The organism is Bradyrhizobium sp. USDA 4503 (assembly GCF_054055815.1).
Window position 1 is genome coordinate 3937673 of sequence record NZ_JBSRXS010000001.1, and the last position, 19149, is coordinate 3956821.

Sequence of the window (19149 nt, forward strand, 5' to 3'; positions counted from 1 at the left end):
CAGCACGCTCGCGTTTCCGATCGTACGAACGCCGCGACGAAATTTCGCCGCGGCGTGCGCTGAATCATGCGAATGGATAATGCGTGGTGGCGTCGGGATCGCCTCAGCGCTGCTGCCACAATTGCCGTGCCAGAACGCCGGCCTTGCGTTCGATCGCCTCGGCGGCGTCGAGACACATGTCCTCGCGATAGCGCGAGCCGACGATCTGGACGCCGACCGGCAATCCCTCATCGAGACCCACCGGCACCACGGCCGCCGGCAGCCCCAGAACGTTCATCGACGAAATGAAGCGCAGGTCGTTCCAGAACAAATCCTTGACGCGCTGATCGCCGCCGAGATCGGCGTTGACCTCCGGCGTCTTGCGCACGGTGGTCGGCATCAGCACCAGCGGATACTGCTCGAGGAACGTCATCCAGTTCCGGATATGGCGCGAGCGCTCGGCGATCGCCTTCATGTAGCCGGCCTGGTCGAGCGGGTTGGCCAGCGCCATGAAGCCGCGGAACGTCTTCTGGAAGTCGGCGCTGGTGGTCGCCAGCATCTGGTCCTGCTGCAACACGCGAACCTCAGTCATGATCAGGTCGCACCAGAGCTGCCAGACCTTGTTGAGGTCGGGGACCTCGACCTCGCTGACCGCATAGCCGGCATCGGCGAGATGATCCGCCGCCTTGCGCTGAAGCGCAATCACGCTGCGATCGGTCGCCATGTCCTCGGGGATCTTTGCGAGCGCGACCTTGATCGGCCCGGCCGGCTTCGGCCCCGTCAGCGGCGCCGGCACGTACCAGGGATCGCGTGGGTCGCGCTTCGCCATCACCTCGAGGCCGAGGCGCACGTCGGCGACGTGGCGCGCCAGCGGCCCTTGCGACGACATGAACTGCGCCATCAGCGGCCGCTCCGCGGTCGCGCTCGGATTGAACGCCGGGATGCGGCCCTGGGTCGGCTTGATGGTGGCGATTCCGTTGCAATGCGCCGGCCAGCGCAGCGAGCCGCCGATGTCGTTGCCATGCGCGATGGTGCCGATGCCGGCCGCGATCGACGCGCCGGCGCCGCCCGACGATCCGCCGCAGGTCACGTCGGCATTCCAGGGATTGCGCGTCAGGCCATGCAGCGGGTTGTCGGTGAAGCCGCGCAGCGAGAATTCCGGCGTGTTGGTGAGGCCGATGATGACGGCGCCGGCCTTCTTGAGATTGGCCGTCACCGGCGAGTCGCCCGGCGCGATGTTGTCCTTGAATGCCACCACGCCGTTCGAATTGGCCTGGCCCTCGACGTCGATGTTGATCTTGATCGTGACCGGCACGCCGTGCAGCGGCCCGACGGCGCCGCCTCCGCGCTTGCTCGCGGCCAGCGCCTCGTCCGCAGCCTTCGCCGCCTGCATCGCAGACGCGCCGAGATCGACCACGACGGCGTTGAGCGCCGGATTGGCGTCCTGCATGCGGTCGAGATGGGCGCGAACCACCTCCTCCGACGTCACTTGGTTGTTTCGGATCGCCGCGGCCGTGTCGACGGCGGACCAGTGCCAGATCGGTGCATTCGTCACGTGATGTTCTCCCATGATGGTCAGTGCTTGTTGTTGGTTCAGTCTCGCGGGTCGATCGGCGTCAGCTTTGATGCACGCGCCTCGATCAGCTCGGCCACTGCGAGACAGACGTCTTCCCGGAAGCGGCCGGCGATCACCTGCACGCCGACCGGCACGCCCTCGGCGGTCCCGGTCGGTACGACGACCGACGGAAAGCCGAGCGCGGGCACCGCAAGCAGCGGCCGCTGCGCGTCGAGCAGCGCGCGGACCACCGCCGCGTCTTCCTGATCCTGATCGAAACGGAACGGCAGTTGCGCCGAGACCGGCAGGATGATGACGGGATAGCGCTCCTGGAACAGCTGCCAGGCCCGCACGATCGCCAGCCGCTGCTCGAAGCAGGCGAGCACCTGATCGCCGTCGAGCTCGGGCGCGTAGGCGATATGGCACTCGAGATTGTAGCGGCTCCGATCGTCGCCGAACTTGCGGATCATCGGCGCCAGCACGCGCCGCTCCTCATTGATGACGAGGCGATGCCAGAGATCGGCCGCCTCCGCGAGCCGCGGCGGCACGGTCTCCTCCACGGCAAAGCCGGCCTCCGCGAGCCAGCGCCCGGCAGCGCGCACCGCCGCGCTCACCTCCGGCGCCTCGTCGCCGAACGGCGCGGGCGCGACCGCGACACCGATCGGACGCTTGAGCGGCGCACCTTGCAGGGGCACCGGCAGCCATGTGCCGTCGCGCGCGTCCGCCTGGGCCATCGCGGCAAGGCCGAGCCCGAGATCGGCGACCGAGCGGGCCAGCGGCCCCTGCACCGACATCATCTGCGCGGTGATCGGACGATCGCTGGTTGCCGACGGATTGAACGCCGGAATCCGCCCCGGCGTCGGACGCAGGCCGGCGACGCCGCAGGCGTAAGCCGGATAGCGGATCGAGCCGCCGAAATCATTGCCATGCGCGATCGCGCCCATCCCGGAGGCGACGGCCGATGCGGCGCCGCCGCTGGAGCCGCCCGGCGTCAGCCGATGGCTCCACGGATTGTAGGTCGCGCCGTGCAGATCGTTGTTGGTGAACCAGCGGTGCGAAAAGGCCGGCGTGTTGGTGCGCCCGACAATGACCGCGCCCGCCTTGCGAAGATTCGCGACCACCGGGCTGTCCTCGGTGGCGATCACGTCGCGGAAGGCCACGACGCCATTGGTGGTGGCGCAGCCGCGCTGGTCGACATTGACCTTGATCGTGACCGGCACGCCGTGCAGCACGCCGAGCTCCGCGCCTGACTTCACCGCTTCGTCCGCCGCGTCCGCGGCGGCCAGCGCTTCATCGGCGAGCACAGCGACAATGGCGTTCAATGCCGGATTGACCTCGGCGATGCGATCGAGGCTGGATCGCACGGCTTCCCGGCTGGAAATCGCGCGCGTCGCGATCGCACGCGCCAGATCGACGGCCGACCAGCTCCACAACTCATTCTCGCGCCGCGTGTCCATTGTCGTTTTCTCCAGGGCGTGATGCAGCAGTCCGCCGATGCGGTTCAATCGAGCCGCAACGGCTGATGAAACACGGGCAGATCGATGCGCCGGTCTTCCGCGGGAACGACCACCGCTTCGGCGCTCAGCACATGATCGAGCATCACGCGCCGGGCGCGCGCGGCATTGCCGGAGCGGAACGCGGCCATCAGACGCTTGTGAAACTCGATATTCTCGCAGGTGAAGCTGGATGCGAATTCCTGCACGCCGAGCTTGCCGATCAGATGCCTGATGGCCTCGTTGACGAACCGGCACACCAGGCCGAGCAGCGGGTTGGGACAGGCCTCGATCAGGATGTCGTGGAAATCGATCTCGGCGTGACGATGATGTTCCCAATCGGCATCGCCACGGGGATGATGCTCCTGGACCGCGATCGCCTTTTCCAGTGCGGCGAAATGCTCCGCCGTGAGGTGGCCGACCACGCTGAAGGCGAGCTCCGGCTCGATCAGCCGGCGGATCTGGTAGATTTGCGCGGTAGAGACCGACTGGAAGTAGAAGTAGTTGCTGAGCAGGCCGACGATCCGGTTGATCGACACCGGCGCCACCCGCGCGCCGCCGCCGGGACCGGTGGTGTTCTGCACCAGCCCCTGCACCTCCAGGGACTTGAGCGCCTCGCGGATGGTCGAGCGGCTGCAGCCGAACATCTCGATCAGCTCGCCCTCCTGCGGCAGCCGGTCGCTCGGCTGCAAGCCGGCCTGGAAGATGTGGCAGCGGATCAGGTCGGCGACCGCGTCCGAGCGCTTGCGCTTGATCGAGGCGCGGCGCGAAGGGTCGAGGGACGGGAGAGCCGATTTATCCATTTTATAATCATAAATAGGTCGGGCACGGTATGGCAAGACGTTTCCGCCGGCCGCCCGGGCTACATCGGTCAATAGTCCCGTTCCAGAAACGCAGAAATCGACGCTGCGGACTCGGGATCGATCAACATCTGATGCCTAGAATGCCACGGCAAATTCCAATGAGGCCGGTATGACAGGCGACGAAGTTCGAGATCAGGCTCAATTGGGTGGCGGCGTGGGACTGTCCGACGAAAACCTTGCGCTCCACCGAAGCGCCATCCAGAGCCGCATTACGTTTCAAGGCCTTGCGACCCGGCCATTCGAGGGGCTGTCGTGGGACTACTTCCTCGCGGATGTCGAGCTGGAAGCGCGCGCTGCGCGCATCGGGATGCGCGACACGACCATCGGGTCGTACTGCGACACCATACAGTTGCTGCCTGCGGCCGCGATCGTCCGCCTGGATGCAGCGCTTTCCGTCTACTTCCTGCCTCCCGAGCCCGAGAGCGAGGCTCACGTCGATTACCTCTTGCGACCGCTGGACGCCGCGACGGCAAAGCGGATGCGGCAGCGTCGGCATGCCGTTCACGCCATGCAGGCCGTGGCGCAACAGCAGGAAGAGGCCAGAAAAAAGCGGCTGCGCCGGACGAAGAACTCAAGTCGCAATATTGGCCGTGTCCGCATGCGGCGCTGAGTACCGAGCCCGACGACGTCCTGCTCTGGATCAAGGATCAGACGCCCGACACCTGGCACGTCATCGTCGACAGCTGGGATCACAACAGCGACGATCGGGATAGCGTGATCGAATGGATCTTCGAGCAGCCGAACTGCGACCTCGGCACGGCCGCGCAATACTTTTCATCGCGGCATTGGGGCTCGCCAACGAGGAGCCGGCGCAACTCAGTTCCGGCTATCGGCGCAAATGGCATCTCATGAAGCGCGTGGCCGACAACTGGCAACGCGGGCATTATCTGCGCAATGAATTGCAGCCCTCAGTTCAGCCGTCCGACGTCCAATACTACGACGAGTTGGTGGCGCGCCGGGAGGCCAGTGGTCGTCCGCTGCCGTGGACAGTGCCGGGACCGAAACTGCGCCGGTTTGGCGGACGGCAGGCGAATTCAGCGTATTTCTACGAGGACTGCCATTTGAGGCTGGGCTTTACGGCTTGGAAACAGCAGCGCGAGCAACTCGGGTGCGGCAGGGACTTTCCGCGCTGTTGCCAAGAATGATCACGCCTCCTCAATTCGACAGGCGCTGCGCCTCGAGGCCGCGGCTGTAACGCGACATCGCAAAGCAGAACACGAAGTAGATCACGCCGACGAACAGCGTACCCCCCGGTCGCTTGGCATCGCCCCGAGGCAAAGCGCCTACGCGGTCAAAGGGCGACCGGACGCTGGACGATGGTGATGACGAGGAGCCCGCGGAACCGAGGCGGCGTCTCGCTTAAAGCGGACTATGGCTCACGGTGTGGCGCATCTGGCGACAAAAGCCCTCCACGAACTGCGCGAGCGCCTCGAAATTGACCAGCAGCCTTTCGGCCTGCTCCCGGTCAACCGATCCAGGGGCAAACGATTCCGCCAGACGCCGCTGGCGATCTGCGCGATCCCGGCACGCTGCGGCCCTGCTTTCGGCAAACTCCAGTTGCTCGTGTCGGCGGCCGAGCTTGTCTTCTTCCTCAAGCAGCCGCTTGTTGAGCATCGATCTCGTGTTGGTTGGAACGTCCGGGCGCTTCAGCAGATCCAGATAGTGGTCGATGTTTGCGCGCGCGGTATACTCGTTCACGTATGTGCCTCCCGCCAGTCGCAGTCTCGGTCGGCGAGGCTTGGCTTCAACATTCAGGAGTTGTTCGATCTCCGCCAGGAGTTGGCGAAGCTCATCGGTCGAAAACCCTTGCAGGGCATCGTGGACCTGGTTTCGGGTACTCTCGGGATAGGAGGCGTTGTCTTCGGCCATTGGCGTACGGCAAAAATCAAAGTAATGCCCTGTCAGGGCCGAACCAAATCAACAAATCAACGGCAGCATTTGCGTTCAGTCCAGATCGAACGATGCCCGCGCGAACAATGATTTCTGTCATCGCACGCGCTCGCGAATCCAATGGCGCTCAAGATAAGTTACGGGCGGAACATCGCCTAGTGCACTCTGTGCCAGCCGCGCCTTTGCGCCAACCATCGGCCAAGTCTTGGTTGCCGCATCGTTAAAGCCAGAACAGGCCGCTCCAGAAATCAAAGCACACGGCTGCGGATGCGAACAGGCCGGCACCGAAGGATGCAGCATGTGAGGGAGGCAAGCGAGCGATGGGCCGCTATTGTGAAAACGCCCAGTAAAGGTGCTTCTCGTCTTCCGACAACAGCCTCACATGATTGATAAAGTCCCAGACCATTTCTCCGAAGGCACTGCCGCCGCCCTGGCTCGACTTGGCGGATACCATATCGAGCTCGTACCAGCCCCTGTACATTTCCTCGTCGATGCCTTCCAAGCGGTCCTTCATGGCCTGAGCATTGAAAGCGCCGCAAGATTCGGTGAACAGGCTTCTGACCGGATGGATTTGCCACATGCCGCGATGGCGCTCTTCGCTGCCCTGCTGCCCGTAGACACCCGACTCTCCACTGAACGGAAACGCGCCGCGCGTCGCCTTGATCATCTCGCGGCGCTTGGCGTTGCCTTCCTTGATGTCGACATACACCGATATGACCATATCGTTGTAGTACCAGAGGTCCAGGCACGCCGGATATCCAGCGTTCAGGATCACTTGCACGAGCTTTTTGATACGCTGCCCCTTGTAGCCCTTCATGCCCTGCGCAAGCGCAAGCAGGCGCATCAGAAACGTCTTGGCATCATTTGGAGTCCAGACGCAGATATCCTCGGCCTCGAAATCGATCGGATCATGATCGACGGGCGGGATGTAGATGATGCCGGGATTGGCCGAATTGCTGAACATCCAATTGTTGCCGCTAGGGCTGACCTTGACGCATCCCACATAGTGGCTGAGGTACCAGTTCACGACATCGGGGTCGTCGGTCATGAAGTTGAAATAGATCAGCTCCTTGACTCCGACACTGAACTTCTCGGCGACGGTGTGCCAGTCTTCCTGAGGCCGGGTATCTCCCGGTCGGACGGGCCCGTGGGGCCGGTAGGGAATGCCGCCTTGCATCAATCCCCAATTGCGTGGGACGGGCATGCCCTTTGGCGGTCGCTCGATCGGGTGAGGCGAGCGTTTCGGGGGCGCCATCATCGATCTCCTCATATGCGGCGTGATCGCATCACATGAGTGCAAGTTGCCGCTGCCGGGGTTCACACACTCACGGAGATGTTTTCCACTTTCTCAAGCTTGTCCGGATGGGGCATATCAGGTTCCGCGCAAAGCGGATCGATCCATCACGGCAGGCTCCAAAAACGTCCCATGCGACGAAGGAAAATGCGATGCGACCCAGACAAACGCATAGAGGTCGAGGCTTCGCGCTCGAACGTGATCACCACCTCAGCCGTGCGCGCGCTGCGCCTCGAGGCCGCGGCTGTAGCGCGACATCGCAAAGCAGAACACGAAGTAGATCACGCCGACGAACACATAGACCTCGACGCTGAAGGCCTGCCAGGCCGGATCGACGATCGCGGTCTTGGCGGTGGTCAAGAGATCGAAGATGCCGATGATCAGGACCAGGCTGGTGTCCTTGAAGAAGGCGATGAAGGTGTTGACCAGCGGCGGGATGACGTGGCGGATCGCCTGCGGCAGCACGATCAGCGCGTTCTTCTCCCAGTAGGACAGCCCGAGCGCGTCGGCGGCCTCATATTGTCCGCGCGGCACCGCCTGCAGACCGCCGCGCACCACTTCCGCAAGATAGGCGCCGGCATAGAGGATGAAAGCGATCTGGGCGCGCAGCAGTTTGTCGATGTTGACGCCGTCGGGCATGAACAGCGGAAACATGACGCTCGCCATGAACAACAGGCTGATCAGCGGCACGCCGCGGATCAGCTCGACATAGAGCACGCAGAGCGAGCGGATCGCCGGCAGCTTGGAGCGGCGGCCGAGCGCGACCAGGATTCCGAGCGGGAAGCCGAACGCCAATCCAAAAGTCGCCAGGATCAGCGTCACCGGCAGCCCGCCCCAGCGGTCCTGCGTGACAAAGGACATGCCGAGAAAGCCGCCCCACATCAGGCACCCGATCGCGATCAAGGCCGCAGCCCACAGCAGGAACAGCTCCTTGCGCCAGAAGCTGCGGCGGCTCGAGACCACGAACAGCGCAATGAAGATCACGACGGCGAGCGCCGGCCGCCACTGCTCGCTGAACGGATAGGTGCCGAACAGGATGAAGCGGTACTTCTCGGGGATCACCGCCCAGCAGGCACCGACGCCGCGCAGCGCGCGGCAGGCGCTGGTGTCGTTGCCCGAGACGATCCAGACCGCGTTGGCGATGCCCCATTGCCAGAGGCCGATGCACGCCTTGCCGAGCACGAACAGCAGCAGCAGCGTCATGATGCTCGACGTCACGGACGCGAACAGGTTGGCGCGCAGCCAGGCCACGATCTGGCCACCGAGCGTGCGCTGCGCGCGACGCCGGCCGATCGGCAGCGGATCCTGCGGGAGATGTGCGACCGAGCTCATGTCAGCGCTCCACCAGCGCGATCCGCGCGTTGTACCAGTTCATGAACAGGCTGATGCCGAGGCTGATGGTGAGGAACACCATCATGATCAGCGCGATCGACTCGATCGCCTGCCCGGTCTGGTTCAGCGTGGTGTTGGCGATCGAGACGATGTCCTGGTAGCCGACCGCGACCGCGAGCGACGAATTCTTGGTCAGGTTCAGATACTGGCTGGTCATCGGCGGGATGATGACGCGCAGCGCCTGCGGCAGCACGATGTGCTGCAGCACGAAGCTGCGCTTCAGCCCGAGCGCCTTGGCGGCGTCCGACTGGCCGCGCGGCACCGCCTGGATGCCGCTGCGCACGATCTCGGCGATGAACGCCGAAGTATACGTGACCAGCGCGATCAGCAGCGCGAAATATTCCGGCGCCAGGGTCAGCCCGCCGACGAAGTTGAAGCCGCGCAACTCGGGCAGCATGACGCTCCAGCTCGCACCCAGAAGCCACGACACCAGCGCCGGCAGCGCGATGATGAGGCCGAGCGCGTAGGGCCAGGCCGGCCGCGCCTTGCCATCGAGCATCTGCTGCGCGATCAGGCGGCGCCTGACGATGAGGAAGACGATCACGCCGGCGACCAGCGCAACGAGCGTCCAGCCATTGGCCTCATGCAGCGGCACCGACGGCAGCACCAGGCCGCGGTTGGACAGATAGACCCCGTCGACCGGCTTCCACGCCTGGCGCGCCGCCGGCAGGCCCTGCATCAGCACGTACCAGAACAACAGCTGCAACAGCAGCGGCAGGTCGCGCAGCACCTCGACATAGACGGCGGCGAGCCGCGCCAGCAGCCAGTTCGACGACAGCCGCGCGATACCGACCAGCGTGCCGATCACGGTCGCCAGCACGATGCCGATGACCGCGACGCGCAGCGTGTTGACGACGCCGACGATGAAGGCGCGCAGGTAAGTGTTCTTTGGCGTGTAGTCGATCCAGCTGTCGGCGATCGGCATGCCGGCTTCACGGCCGAGGAAGGCAAAGCCGGTCGAGATGCGCCGCACCGAGAGGTTATGGACCGCGTTGGACCACAGCCAGGCGACGACGGCGACCGCGATGGCGACCACTAGGACCTGCCAGAACAGGCCTGCGACGCGGGGATCGCTGAGCGAAAGCCGCCAGGGCCGGGCGGGAGGGCGTTTCGGCGTCGATGTCGTCACAGCACAAGGACCCCAGTGAGAAGCGATCTTCTGCCATGCGCAAGAGCGTTTTCGAGCGAAGTGGATACCCGGTTCGCGTGAAGAAGACGCGTCAACCTCAAATCCTGCGCGCGTCATATGTTGCACCAATTTAATATTTGTGCAACATATGTTTCATGGCCCAGGCCCAGCCGAAACCATCGCCCCTGAACGAATTGTGCAGCGCACTGCCGTCGCTGCCGATGCGCTTGCAGGAGGTCGGCCGGTTCGTCGCCGCCAATGATTACGACGCCACCACCCGCTCGATGCGCGAGCTCGCCTCCGTCGCCGGCGCCGATCCTGCCTCATTCACCCGTCTTGCCAAGGCGCTCGGCTATTCTGGCTGGGACGAATTGCGCGCCGCACTCACCGAGGCGCGCCGGCCGGCGCAGGGCTCGCCGTTCTCCGGCCGCGCCAGGAGCCGCCGCGCCGGGCCGAATGCCGATGTCAAACTGGTGCACGACAAATTGGAGGCCGAGGCCGCGGGCCTTGCGCGGATTTCAGCGAGCGCGATCGCGGAAGCCGCGCGTGCGCTGCACTCCGCTGACAGGATCTGGATATCGGGGTTTCGCAGCTGCCGCAGCGTCGCGGAACTGCTGACCTATCAGCTTCGCCTGTTCCGCCCCGATGCCGTGCAATTGGTCGGCGGCTCCGGCCCGTTCGATCTCGACCACGGCGCCTTCCGCTCAGGCGACGCCGTGGTCGTGATCGGCTTTGCGCCCTACACCCTGGTCAGCGTCGAGACGGCGCGCGCGGCGCATCAGGCGCGTGCTGCGCTGATCGCGATCGCCGACACCATCACAGCTCCGATGGCCGAAGGCGCCGATCATCTGCTGCTGTTCGAGGCCGCCTCCTCCCCCGGCTTCTTCCCGAGCCTGACCGGCGCGATCGCAGTCGCCCAGTCGCTGGCGGCCGTCGCTTTCACGCTGGGCGGCGCGAGCGCAAAACGCAAGCTGGAGGAGACCGAGGGCCGGCTTGCCGAGATGTCGCAATATTTCGTCGAGAAAGGATGACTGTCATGGCAGCCAACAAGAGCCGCGTGATGCATCGCAGCCTGCGCGAGACCCCGCCGAAAGCGGTCGGCGGCGACGGCGTCTGGCTGATCGCGGAGGATGGCCACCGGATTCTGGATTCCTCCGGCGGCGCCGCGGTGTCCTGCCTCGGCCATCAGCATCCGCGCATCCTGGCCGCGATCGCCAAGCAGGCTTCGAAGATCGCCTATGCCCATACCGGCTTCTTCTCCTCCGAGCCCGCGGAAGAGCTCGCCGAGCGGCTGGTCGGCCACGAGCCCGGCGGCCTCGGCTATGTCTATTTCGTCAGCGGCGGGTCGGAGGCGATCGAGGCCTCGATCAAGCTGGCGCGGCAATATTTCATCGAGCGCGGCGAGCGGAAGCGTGCGCGCTTCATCGCGCGCCGCCAGAGCTATCACGGCAATACGCTCGGCGCGCTGTCGGCCGGCGGCAATGCCTGGCGCCGCGAGCCCTACGCGCCGCTGCTGTCGCCCTCGTTCAGCCATGTCACGCCGGCCTTCGCCTATCACGAGAAGCGCGACGACGAATCGGAGGCGGCGTTCGTGGCGCGCCTTGCCGCCGAGCTCGAAGCCGAATTCCAGCGGCTCGGCCCCGATACGGTCGCGGCGTTCATCGCCGAGCCCGTGGTCGGCGCCACCGCCGGCTGCGTGCCTGCGCCGGAGGGTTACTTCAAGGCGGTGCGCGAGATCTGCAACCGCCACGGCGCCCTGTTGATCCTCGACGAGGTGATGTGCGGCATGGGCCGCACCGGCACGCTGCATGCCTGGGAGCAGGAAGGCATCTCGCCCGACATCCAGGCGATCGCCAAGGGCCTCGGCGGCGGCTATCAGCCGATCGGCGCGATGCTTGCCAGCGGCACCATCGTCGACACCGTGCGCAACGGCTCCGGCGCGTTCCAGCACGGCCACACCTATCTGGCGCATCCGCTGGCCTGCGCCGCCGCGCTCGAGGTGCAGAAGGTGATCGCTGAGGAGAAGCTGCTCGACCAGGTCAAGGAGCGCGGCCGCCAGCTTGAGCAGCGGCTCACCGAACGGTTCGGCAATCATCGCCATGTCGGCGACATCAGGGGCCGCGGCCTGTTCTGGGGGCTCGAGCTGGTCGCCGACCGTGCCACGCGGCAGCCGTTCGATCCCAAGCTGAAACTGCATCAGCGGATCAAGTCCGCGGCCTTCGCCGGCGGGCTCGGCTGCTATCCGTCGGGCGGCACCGCCGACGGCCAGCGCGGCGATCACGTGCTGCTCGCCCCGCCCTATATCGCAACGTCCGGCAACATCGACATGATCGTCGAACGACTAGGCGCTGCGGTGGACAGCGCGCTGAAGGATATCGATCACGGAGCATGATCCGGAAAAACGGGCACCGATTTTCCCGCGACAAACGCGAAGCGTTTGCGCAGGGATCATGCTCAAACGTTAGGAGGAGGAGGAAGCATGCTGAGGGGTATCATCACTCTAACCGTTCTCGCCGCGGGCATCGCGGGCGCAAGCGCCGCGACGCTCGACACCGTCAAGCAGCGCGGCACGTTGGTGTGCGGCGTCTCGACCGGCTTTGCCGGATTCTCGGCGCCGGATTCGCAAGGCAACTTCAAGGGGCTCGACGTCGACTATTGCCGCGCGCTTGCCGCCGGCGTGCTCGGCGATCCCGCCAAGGTGCGCTACGTCGCGCTGACCGCGCAGAACCGCTTCACCGCGCTGCAGTCAGGCGAGATCGACGTGCTCTACCGCAACTCGACGCAGACCTTTCTGCGCGGCACCACGCTTGGGCTGCGGCAGGGACCGGTCAATTTCTACGACGGCCAGGGCTTTGTCGTGAAGAAGGACCTCGGCGTGAAGGAGCTGAAGGAGCTCAAGGGCGCCACCGTGTGCGTCGCCCAGGGCACCACGCATGAAGTGACGCTCGGCGACTACGGCCGCGCCAACGGCATCGACTGGAAGCCGCTGGTGTTCGACCGCGTCGACACCATGTACCAGACCTTCTTCGGCGGCCGCTGCGATGCCATGACCCAGGATGCTTCCGCGCTCGCCGGCGCGGTCGCGACCGCAGCCCCGAAGGCCGATGACTACGTCGTGCTGCCGCAGACCATCAGCAAGGAGCCGCTCGGTCCGTTCACCCGCAACGGCGACGAGGTCTGGAGCGACATCATCACCTGGCTGCATTACGGCCTGATCGAGGCCGAAGAGCTCGGCGTCACCCAGGCCAATGCCGACGAGATGGCGAAGTCGCAGGTCCCGGCGATCCAGCGCCTGCTCGGCGCGTCGGGCGATCTCGGCTCGCGCCTCGGCCTCGACAACAAATGGCTGCTCGCCGCGATCAAGGCCGGCGGCAATTACGGCGAGATCTTCGAGCGCAATGTCGGCAAGGCCAGCCCCTTGAAGCTCGAGCGCGGCCTCAACGCCACCTGGAGCAAGGGCGGGTTGATGTACGCGATTCCGTTCAAGTAGGAAGTCACCTCGCCCCGCCTGCGGGGAGAGGTCGGATTGCGAAGCAATCCGGGTGAGGGGGAGCCTCCGCATACCCTCCTCTCATCTGTTACGACGATAGAGCCCCTCACCCCAACCCTCTCCCCGCGAAAGAGCGGGGAGAGGGAGAGCAAGAAATATCGATGCGCATCACCCTGATTCACGCCCTGAAACACTCGATCGTGCCGATCGAGGCATCGTTCGCACGGCATTGGCCGGAGGCGCGGCTGATGAACCTGCTGGACGATAGCCTGTCGGCGGACCTCGCGCGCGACGGCAAGCTTGACGAGCGCATGACCGGGCGATTTCTGACCATGGGCCGCTATGCGGCAAGCACCGGCGCCAATGGCATCCTGTTCACCTGCTCGGCGTTCGGGCCGTGCATCGAGGCGGTGGCGCGCGCGCACGCGCCGATGCCGGTGCTGAAGCCGAACGAGGCGATGATCGAGCAGGCGGTGGCGAAGGGCAAGCGGATCGGCCTGCTCTCGACCTTCCCGCCGACGTTGGTGTCGATGCCGCCGGAATTTCCGCCACAGGTCACGCTGGTGCCGAAACTTGCCGATGGCGCGCTGGCAGCGCTCGACCGCGGCGACCGCGCCGAGCATGACCGCATCGTCGTCGAGGCGTCCAAGGAGCTGCGCAACTGCGACCTGATCGCGCTCGCGCAGTACAGCATGGCGCCGGCGGCCGAGCGCGTCGCCGAAGTCACCGGCCGCGAGGTGCTGACGACACCTGATAGCGCGGTGCTGAAGCTAAAGGCGATGCTGGGGGTTTGATCTCCGTCATTGCGAGCCACCCGGTCGGCGCGAAGCGCCGCCGGATGACAGGCTCCGCGAAGCAATCCATTTCACCGCATACGCGGATCGATGGATTGCTTCGTCGCTTCAGCGCAAAATTGCTTCGCAATTTTGTCGCGAGCTCCTCGCAATGACACAAGGTCGCGGCTCACGCCCCCGCGTCGTGCACGTTCAGATCGACGCCTTGCGGATCCTTGATTGTCGACACCGTGATCAGCGAGATCAGCGACAGCACCGCGATGTAGACGCCGACGCGCCAGGACTGGCCGTAGGTGCCGATGATCCATTGCGCGATCATCGGCGCGAAGGCGCCGCCGAAGATGGCGCCGAGCGCATAGCCGATCGAGACGCCGGAATAGCGCACCTTGGCCGGAAACAGCTCGGCATAGAGCGCCGCCTGCGGGCCATAGGACAGGCCGAGCGCGATGGTGAGCCCGACCGCGCTGACGAAGAACAGCAAGAGGTTCTTGCTGTCGATCAGGAACCACATCGGCACCGCCCACAGCACCATCAGGGTGTAGCCGATCTGGAAGCAGCGCACGCGGCCTATTTTGTCGCCGAGGATACCGCCGAGCAGCGTGAAGATGAACCAGCTCACCGCCGCGAGCGTGCCGATCAGCAGCAGCTGCTCCGACGGCATCTTCAGCGTGTTGGCGCCGTAGCTGATGATGAACGCGATCAGGATGTAGCCGGCTGCATTGTTGGCCATGAAGATCAACGCGGTGCGCAGGATCTCCTTGCTGTGATTGCGCATCAGGTCGCGCAGCGGTGCAGAGGATTCCTTGTGCCGCCGCTGCATCGCCTGGAACACCGGAGACTCTTCGACCGTGCGGCGGATCACGATGCCGACGACGATCAGCACGATCGACAGCAGGAACGGAATCCGCCAACCCCATTCGATCATCGCCTGCTTGCCAAGCGTCGCGGTGAGCACCCACAGCACGCCTGTCGCCAGGATCATGCCGAGCGGCGTGCCGATCTGCGGGAACGAGCCGAAGAAGCTGCGCTTGTCGACGGGCGCCGATTCCACCGCCATCAGCGCCGCGCCGCCCCACTCGCCGCCGGCCGAGAAGCCTTGCAGGATGCGCAGGAGAATAAGGAGTGCCGGCGCCCAGGCACCGATCTGCGCGTAGGTCGGCAGCAGGCCGACCAGCGCGGTCGCCGCCCCCATCAACAGCAGCGTGACGACCAGCATGTTCTTGCGCCCGAAGCGGTCGCCGAGATGGCCGCAGACGATGGCGCCTAACGGGCGGAACAGGAATGAGAGGCCGAGCGTCGCGAACGAGACGATCTGCGCCAGCAGCGGATTGTTCGCGTTCATCGGCGCGAAGAACAGCGCGCCGAACACCAGGCCCGCCGCCTGGGCGTAGACGAAGAAGTCGTACCACTCGATGGTGGTGCCGACGAGCGTTGCAGTGAGGACCTTGCGCTCCTCATCCGACAGTTCAGCGCCGCGCGAGCGCGCGGACAGTTCGATGGACATGTCGCCTCCCCAAAACCCGTTCTTGAACCTGTTCTTGGCCGCGCGGGCGTGGTTGGCGGCGATGCGCCTGCCCCGCACGGATGCTGGGCCCGGGATTAGCAGAGGTTTCCGCACCACACGAGCAAAATAGTTGCAGCCGCAACGATATTCGGCGAATTGTGCTTTTGGCCCCGGTTCCCGACCCCGCTACCTCGACCGCGATCGGCGGGCAGCTATCCCGAAACGCCGATTGTGCATCGCAGCAAGATCGCTACGATGCGAGGATTCCCAAGAGGTTGCTAAGTGTCTGACATCAATGCCGATGCCTGGGTTTCCTCAGGCCACCGCCCGATGGGCTTTCCGGAATTCGTCGTCGTCATCGCCTCGATCATGGCGCTGAACCCGCTGGCGATGGACATGATGCTGCCGGCGCTGCCGAACATCCGCTCCGCGTTCCAGATCGCCGACGCCAACCGCCCGCAGATGGTGCTGTCGATCTTCCTGGTCGGCTTCGGCGTCGGCCAGTTCGTGATGGGCCCGCTGTCGGACCGCTTCGGCCGCCGCCCGGTGCTGCTCGGCGGCATGACCGTCTACACCATCGCCGGCCTGCTCGCGATCATGGCGCCCTCGTTTGAGACGCTGCTGCTGGCGCGCGCGCTGCAAGGGCTCGGCACCGCGGCGACCCGCGTGATCGCGACCTCGATCGTGCGCGACTGCTACGCCGGACGGCGGATGGCGAGCGTGATGTCGCTCGCGATGATGGTGTTCATCGCGGTGCCGGTGATCGCTCCGTCATTCGGCCAGGCGGTGATGCTGCTGACGCACTGGCGCGGCATCTTCGTGCTGCTGATGATCTACGGCGTGATCGCGCTGGCCTGGAGCGCGATGCGGATGCCGGAGACGCTGCCGCTGGAATTGCGCAAGTCGCTGGCGATCCCGGAAGTGCTGTCCGCGTTTCGCCAGACCGTCACCAATCGCCAGACGCTCGGCTACGCGCTCGCCGCCGGCGGCGTGCAGGGCTCGCTGTTTGCCTTCGTGTTCTCCTCGCAGCAGATCTTCACCGAGATCTTCAAGCTCGGGCATTACTTCCCCGTGGCGTTCGCGGCCTGCGCGGTCGGCGTCGCGATCGCCGGCTTCCTCAATTCGCGTATCGTCGGCCGCATCGGCATGCGGGTGATCTCGCACGCCGCGCTGACCGGCTTTGCCGTCGTCGCAGGCGCCCTGCTGCTGGCGGTGAAGACCGACACGCTGTCGCTGCCGCTGTTCATGGTGCTGTCGGGCCTGATGATGTTCGCGTTCGGGCTGGTGATGGCGAATTTCACCGCGCTCGCGATGGAGCCGCAGGGCAAGATCGCCGGCACCGCCTCCTCGCTGTACGGCACGATCACGACGCTGCTCGGGATCGGCGTCGGCACCACGATCGGCCAGGATTACGACGGCACGCTGGCGCCGTTCGCGACCGGCTTCTTCCTCTGCACGCTGGCCGCGCTCGCCGTCGTCTTGGTGACGGAAAAGGGCCGGATGTTCCGGCCGCATCATCATCCGATTTGATTGATCCGTAGCCCGGATCGAGCGCAGCGCAATCCGGGATTCATCGTGCGGGCGACAGGATCCCGGATTACGCGGAGCTTGTCATCGGGCGCGCGTTCGCGCGACCCGTTGGCTCCATCCGGGCTACAATTCTGACTGGTTGCATCACTGTAGCCCGCATGAGCGGAGCGATATGTGGGGCTACAGTTCCCGGATGTCGCTTCGCTCATCCGGGCTACGATTCTGAGATCGCGTCAGGCTTCGCGAGTCCGTCCGACGCTGCTTTGCGCCCGGGCGGGCGCCACCGCACGCCGCGTCGCCGCGAATCCCTCCATCCCCAGCTGCCACTGCAGGCCCACGATCGCGCCCTTGGTCGGCTGCAGCAGCGCGAGCGCGCTGAACAGCGTGAAGGGCAGCCAGATCGCCAGTTGCAGCCAGGCCGGCGGCGCGTAGTTCATCTCCAGCCACAGCAGCGCCGGCACCACGACGTGGCCGACCACGACGATCACGAGATAGGCCGGGAAATCGTCCGCGCGCTGCGGGGTGAAGTCCTCGCTGCAGACTTCACAGTGATCGGCGACCTTGAGGAAGCGGCCGAACAGATGGCCACGCCCGCAGTTCGGGCACTTCATGGTGAAGCCGCGCCACATCGCCTTTGGCAGGGAAACCGTCTCGGTCATCGTCGTTTTCCTTTCGCCGTCGTCCTTGACCTGATCTGGATGATCCATACAATATGCATTCTAGCACCTACAATCAAAGACAAAGCGTCGAATTGCATGGATTGGATCCCTACAGTTTCGGAATGGCACGGCCCGATGTTTCTGCGCATCGTCGATGCGCTGGCCGCCGACATCGCGAGCGGCCGGCTGGTGCGCGGCCAGCGGCTGCCGACCCATCGCGCGCTGGCGTCAGCGCTCGATATCGATCTGACCACGGTGACTCGCGCCTATGGCGAGGCGCGGCGGCGCGGACTGCTCGACGCCCGTGTCGGCCAGGGTACGTTCGTCTCGGAGACAACCGCGCGCGCCGCGTCCGACCTGCCCGCGCCCGTCAACATCGACCTGTCGATGAACCTGCCGCCGCAGCCGGTCGAGGCCAATCTCGACCTGCGCATCGCGCAGGGACTTGCGACCATCCGCTCCGAAGCCGGGTTCTCCGCCTATCTCGGCTACACGCGTCCGGGCGGCACCACTGCGGAGCGCGAGGCCGGCGCCGCATGGCTCGCGCCGCGCGTGCCGCAGGCGGCGGCCGACCGCATCGTGATCTATCCGGGTTCGCAGGCGATCATCTTCAACACGCTGTTGGCGCTGACATCGCCGGGCGATGTCGTGGTGACGGAGGCGTTGACCTTTCCCGGCATCAAGGCCGCGGCGGCGCGGCTCGACGTCCGCCTGGTCGGGGTTGCGATGGACGCCGAGGGCGCGCGGCCCGCGGCGCTCGACGAGGCCTGCCGCAAGCACAAGCCGAAGGCGGTCTACCTGGTGCCGACGCAGCAAAACCCGACCACGGCGACGATGAGCGCGATCAGACGCAAGGCGGTCGCCGATGTCATCAGCAAGCGCGGCTGCGTCCTGATCGAAGACGACGTCTACGGGCCGCTCGAACCGCAAATGGCGCCGATCGCTACGCTCATTCCGGAGCGCACCTACTACGCCGCGAGCATCGCAAAATGCATCGCGCCGGCCCTGCGCGTCGCCTATCTCCTGGCGCCCGATGCTGCCGCCGAGCAGCGCATGCGCGCCGGCATGCAGGCCACCATGCAGATGCCGCCGTCGCTGATGGTCGCGCTGGTCACGCAATGGCTGCGTTCCGGCGTCGCCGCGGACATCATCCGCGCCATTCGCAACGAGGCGGCCGCGCGCCAGCAGCTCGCGGCCCGTTTCCTCAAGGGCGTCACTTACGCGGCGCGGCCGGCGAGCCACCATCTCTGGATGCCGCTGCCGAAGCATTTCGACGGCACCGACCTGCTGTCGCATCTGATGCGCAACGGTCTCGCCGTGGTCGGCGAAGACGCCTTTGCGGCAGGCGATGCCGCGCCGCGCGGCCTGCGCGTGTCGCTGGGTGCGGCACGCAACCGCGCCGAACTGAGCCAGGCGCTGCAGGTGTTGTCGAATGCGGTGCGCACGCCCGTCGGCGCTACCCAAATCGTATAATTCCGGCGATCGCCGGGAATAAACTCGCGCCAAAATGATTATGGTGCGCGGGAGCGCGCGCCGCTAAAACTCTGCGCTCAGGGCATCAGGCAGGGGCAGGCTTT

At 65.4% G+C, this 19149-nt stretch carries 17 protein-coding genes; 8 read left to right on the forward strand and 9 right to left on the reverse strand.

The window, feature by feature from the left end:
- Positions 1–103 precede the first annotated feature (103 nt).
- The 3 genes from ACVMIH_RS19130 to ACVMIH_RS19140 are packed head-to-tail and all read right to left on the reverse strand — an operon-like array spanning position 104 to position 3830.
- A complete protein-coding gene (locus ACVMIH_RS19130; RefSeq protein WP_456782336.1) occupies positions 104–1549 on the reverse strand; it encodes an amidase family protein in 1446 nt (481 codons plus the stop codon).
- Positions 1550–1572: 23 nt separating this feature from the next.
- The gene (locus tag ACVMIH_RS19135) at positions 1573–2991 is read right to left on the reverse strand and encodes an amidase family protein (RefSeq protein ID WP_057018897.1); all 1419 of its coding nucleotides are present in this window, start codon (positions 2989–2991) and stop codon (positions 1573–1575) included.
- A gap of 44 nt (positions 2992–3035) precedes the next feature.
- Positions 3036–3830 (reverse strand): FadR/GntR family transcriptional regulator, encoded by a 795-nt coding sequence (locus ACVMIH_RS19140; protein WP_456782337.1) that lies wholly within the window; start codon positions 3828–3830, stop codon positions 3036–3038.
- 169 nt (positions 3831–3999) lie between these two features.
- Here ACVMIH_RS19140 and ACVMIH_RS19145 point away from each other — a divergent pair, with 169 nt between their 5' ends.
- Together ACVMIH_RS19145 and ACVMIH_RS19150 are read left to right on the forward strand one after the other, a co-directional pair.
- Positions 4000–4500: a hypothetical protein gene (locus ACVMIH_RS19145; RefSeq protein WP_456866703.1), complete on the forward strand. Its 501-nt coding sequence runs from the start codon at positions 4000–4002 to the stop codon at positions 4498–4500.
- A gap of 112 nt (positions 4501–4612) precedes the next feature.
- Positions 4613–5035 carry a hypothetical protein gene (locus tag ACVMIH_RS19150; RefSeq protein ID WP_456866705.1) on the forward strand — a complete coding sequence of 141 codons (423 nt, stop codon included), beginning with the start codon at positions 4613–4615 and terminating at the stop codon, positions 5033–5035.
- A 214-nt stretch (positions 5036–5249) separates the two neighbouring features.
- Here the strand turns inward: ACVMIH_RS19150 and ACVMIH_RS19155 are convergent, their stop codons facing one another.
- The 4 genes from ACVMIH_RS19155 to ACVMIH_RS19170 all read right to left on the reverse strand — a co-directional run bounded on the left by ACVMIH_RS19155 (position 5250) and on the right by ACVMIH_RS19170 (position 9595).
- Entirely contained in the window at positions 5250–5759 is a 510-nt protein-coding gene (locus ACVMIH_RS19155; RefSeq protein WP_141343099.1) for a hypothetical protein, read from the reverse strand.
- Positions 5760–6108: 349 nt separating this feature from the next.
- Entirely contained in the window at positions 6109–7038 is a 930-nt protein-coding gene (locus ACVMIH_RS19160; protein WP_156436369.1) for a hypothetical protein, read from the reverse strand.
- Positions 7039–7284: 246 nt separating this feature from the next.
- The gene (locus ACVMIH_RS19165) at positions 7285–8406 is read right to left on the reverse strand and encodes an amino acid ABC transporter permease (RefSeq protein ID WP_057018832.1); all 1122 of its coding nucleotides are present in this window, start codon (positions 8404–8406) and stop codon (positions 7285–7287) included.
- 1 nt (position 8407) lies between these two features.
- On the reverse strand, positions 8408–9595 hold the full coding sequence (locus tag ACVMIH_RS19170; RefSeq protein ID WP_057018833.1) for an amino acid ABC transporter permease: 1188 nt from the start codon (positions 9593–9595) through the stop codon (positions 8408–8410).
- A 155-nt stretch (positions 9596–9750) separates the two neighbouring features.
- Here ACVMIH_RS19170 and ACVMIH_RS19175 point away from each other — a divergent pair, with 155 nt between their 5' ends.
- The 4 genes from ACVMIH_RS19175 to ACVMIH_RS19190 all read left to right on the forward strand — a co-directional run bounded on the left by ACVMIH_RS19175 (position 9751) and on the right by ACVMIH_RS19190 (position 13879).
- On the forward strand, positions 9751–10626 hold the full coding sequence (locus ACVMIH_RS19175) for a MurR/RpiR family transcriptional regulator (protein WP_057018834.1): 876 nt from the start codon (positions 9751–9753) through the stop codon (positions 10624–10626).
- A 5-nt stretch (positions 10627–10631) separates the two neighbouring features.
- Complete coding sequence (locus ACVMIH_RS19180; RefSeq protein ID WP_456862953.1) at positions 10632–11987, forward strand: aspartate aminotransferase family protein; 1356 nt, start codon at positions 10632–10634, stop codon at positions 11985–11987.
- Between the two features lie 87 nt (positions 11988–12074).
- On the forward strand, positions 12075–13085 hold the full coding sequence (locus ACVMIH_RS19185) for an amino acid ABC transporter substrate-binding protein (RefSeq protein WP_168859112.1): 1011 nt from the start codon (positions 12075–12077) through the stop codon (positions 13083–13085).
- 161 nt (positions 13086–13246) lie between these two features.
- The gene (locus tag ACVMIH_RS19190; RefSeq protein ID WP_456862956.1) at positions 13247–13879 is read left to right on the forward strand and encodes an aspartate/glutamate racemase family protein; all 633 of its coding nucleotides are present in this window, start codon (positions 13247–13249) and stop codon (positions 13877–13879) included.
- A 169-nt stretch (positions 13880–14048) separates the two neighbouring features.
- Here ACVMIH_RS19190 and ACVMIH_RS19195 read toward each other — a convergent pair whose 3' ends face one another.
- Positions 14049–15383, reverse strand: a complete 1335-nt coding sequence (locus ACVMIH_RS19195) for an MFS transporter (protein ID WP_456862959.1) — start codon at positions 15381–15383, stop codon at positions 14049–14051.
- Positions 15384–15713: 330 nt separating this feature from the next.
- Here ACVMIH_RS19195 and ACVMIH_RS19200 point away from each other — a divergent pair, with 330 nt between their 5' ends.
- A complete protein-coding gene (locus tag ACVMIH_RS19200; protein WP_456866516.1) occupies positions 15714–16913 on the forward strand; it encodes a multidrug effflux MFS transporter in 1200 nt (399 codons plus the stop codon).
- Between the two features lie 233 nt (positions 16914–17146).
- Here the strand turns inward: ACVMIH_RS19200 and ACVMIH_RS19205 are convergent, their stop codons facing one another.
- The gene (locus ACVMIH_RS19205) at positions 17147–17572 is read right to left on the reverse strand and encodes a DUF983 domain-containing protein (protein WP_057018899.1); all 426 of its coding nucleotides are present in this window, start codon (positions 17570–17572) and stop codon (positions 17147–17149) included.
- Positions 17573–17707: 135 nt separating this feature from the next.
- Here ACVMIH_RS19205 and ACVMIH_RS19210 point away from each other — a divergent pair, with 135 nt between their 5' ends.
- Positions 17708–19045, forward strand: a complete 1338-nt coding sequence (locus tag ACVMIH_RS19210) for an aminotransferase-like domain-containing protein (RefSeq protein ID WP_456862962.1) — start codon at positions 17708–17710, stop codon at positions 19043–19045.
- Positions 19046–19149: the final 104 nt, after the last annotated feature.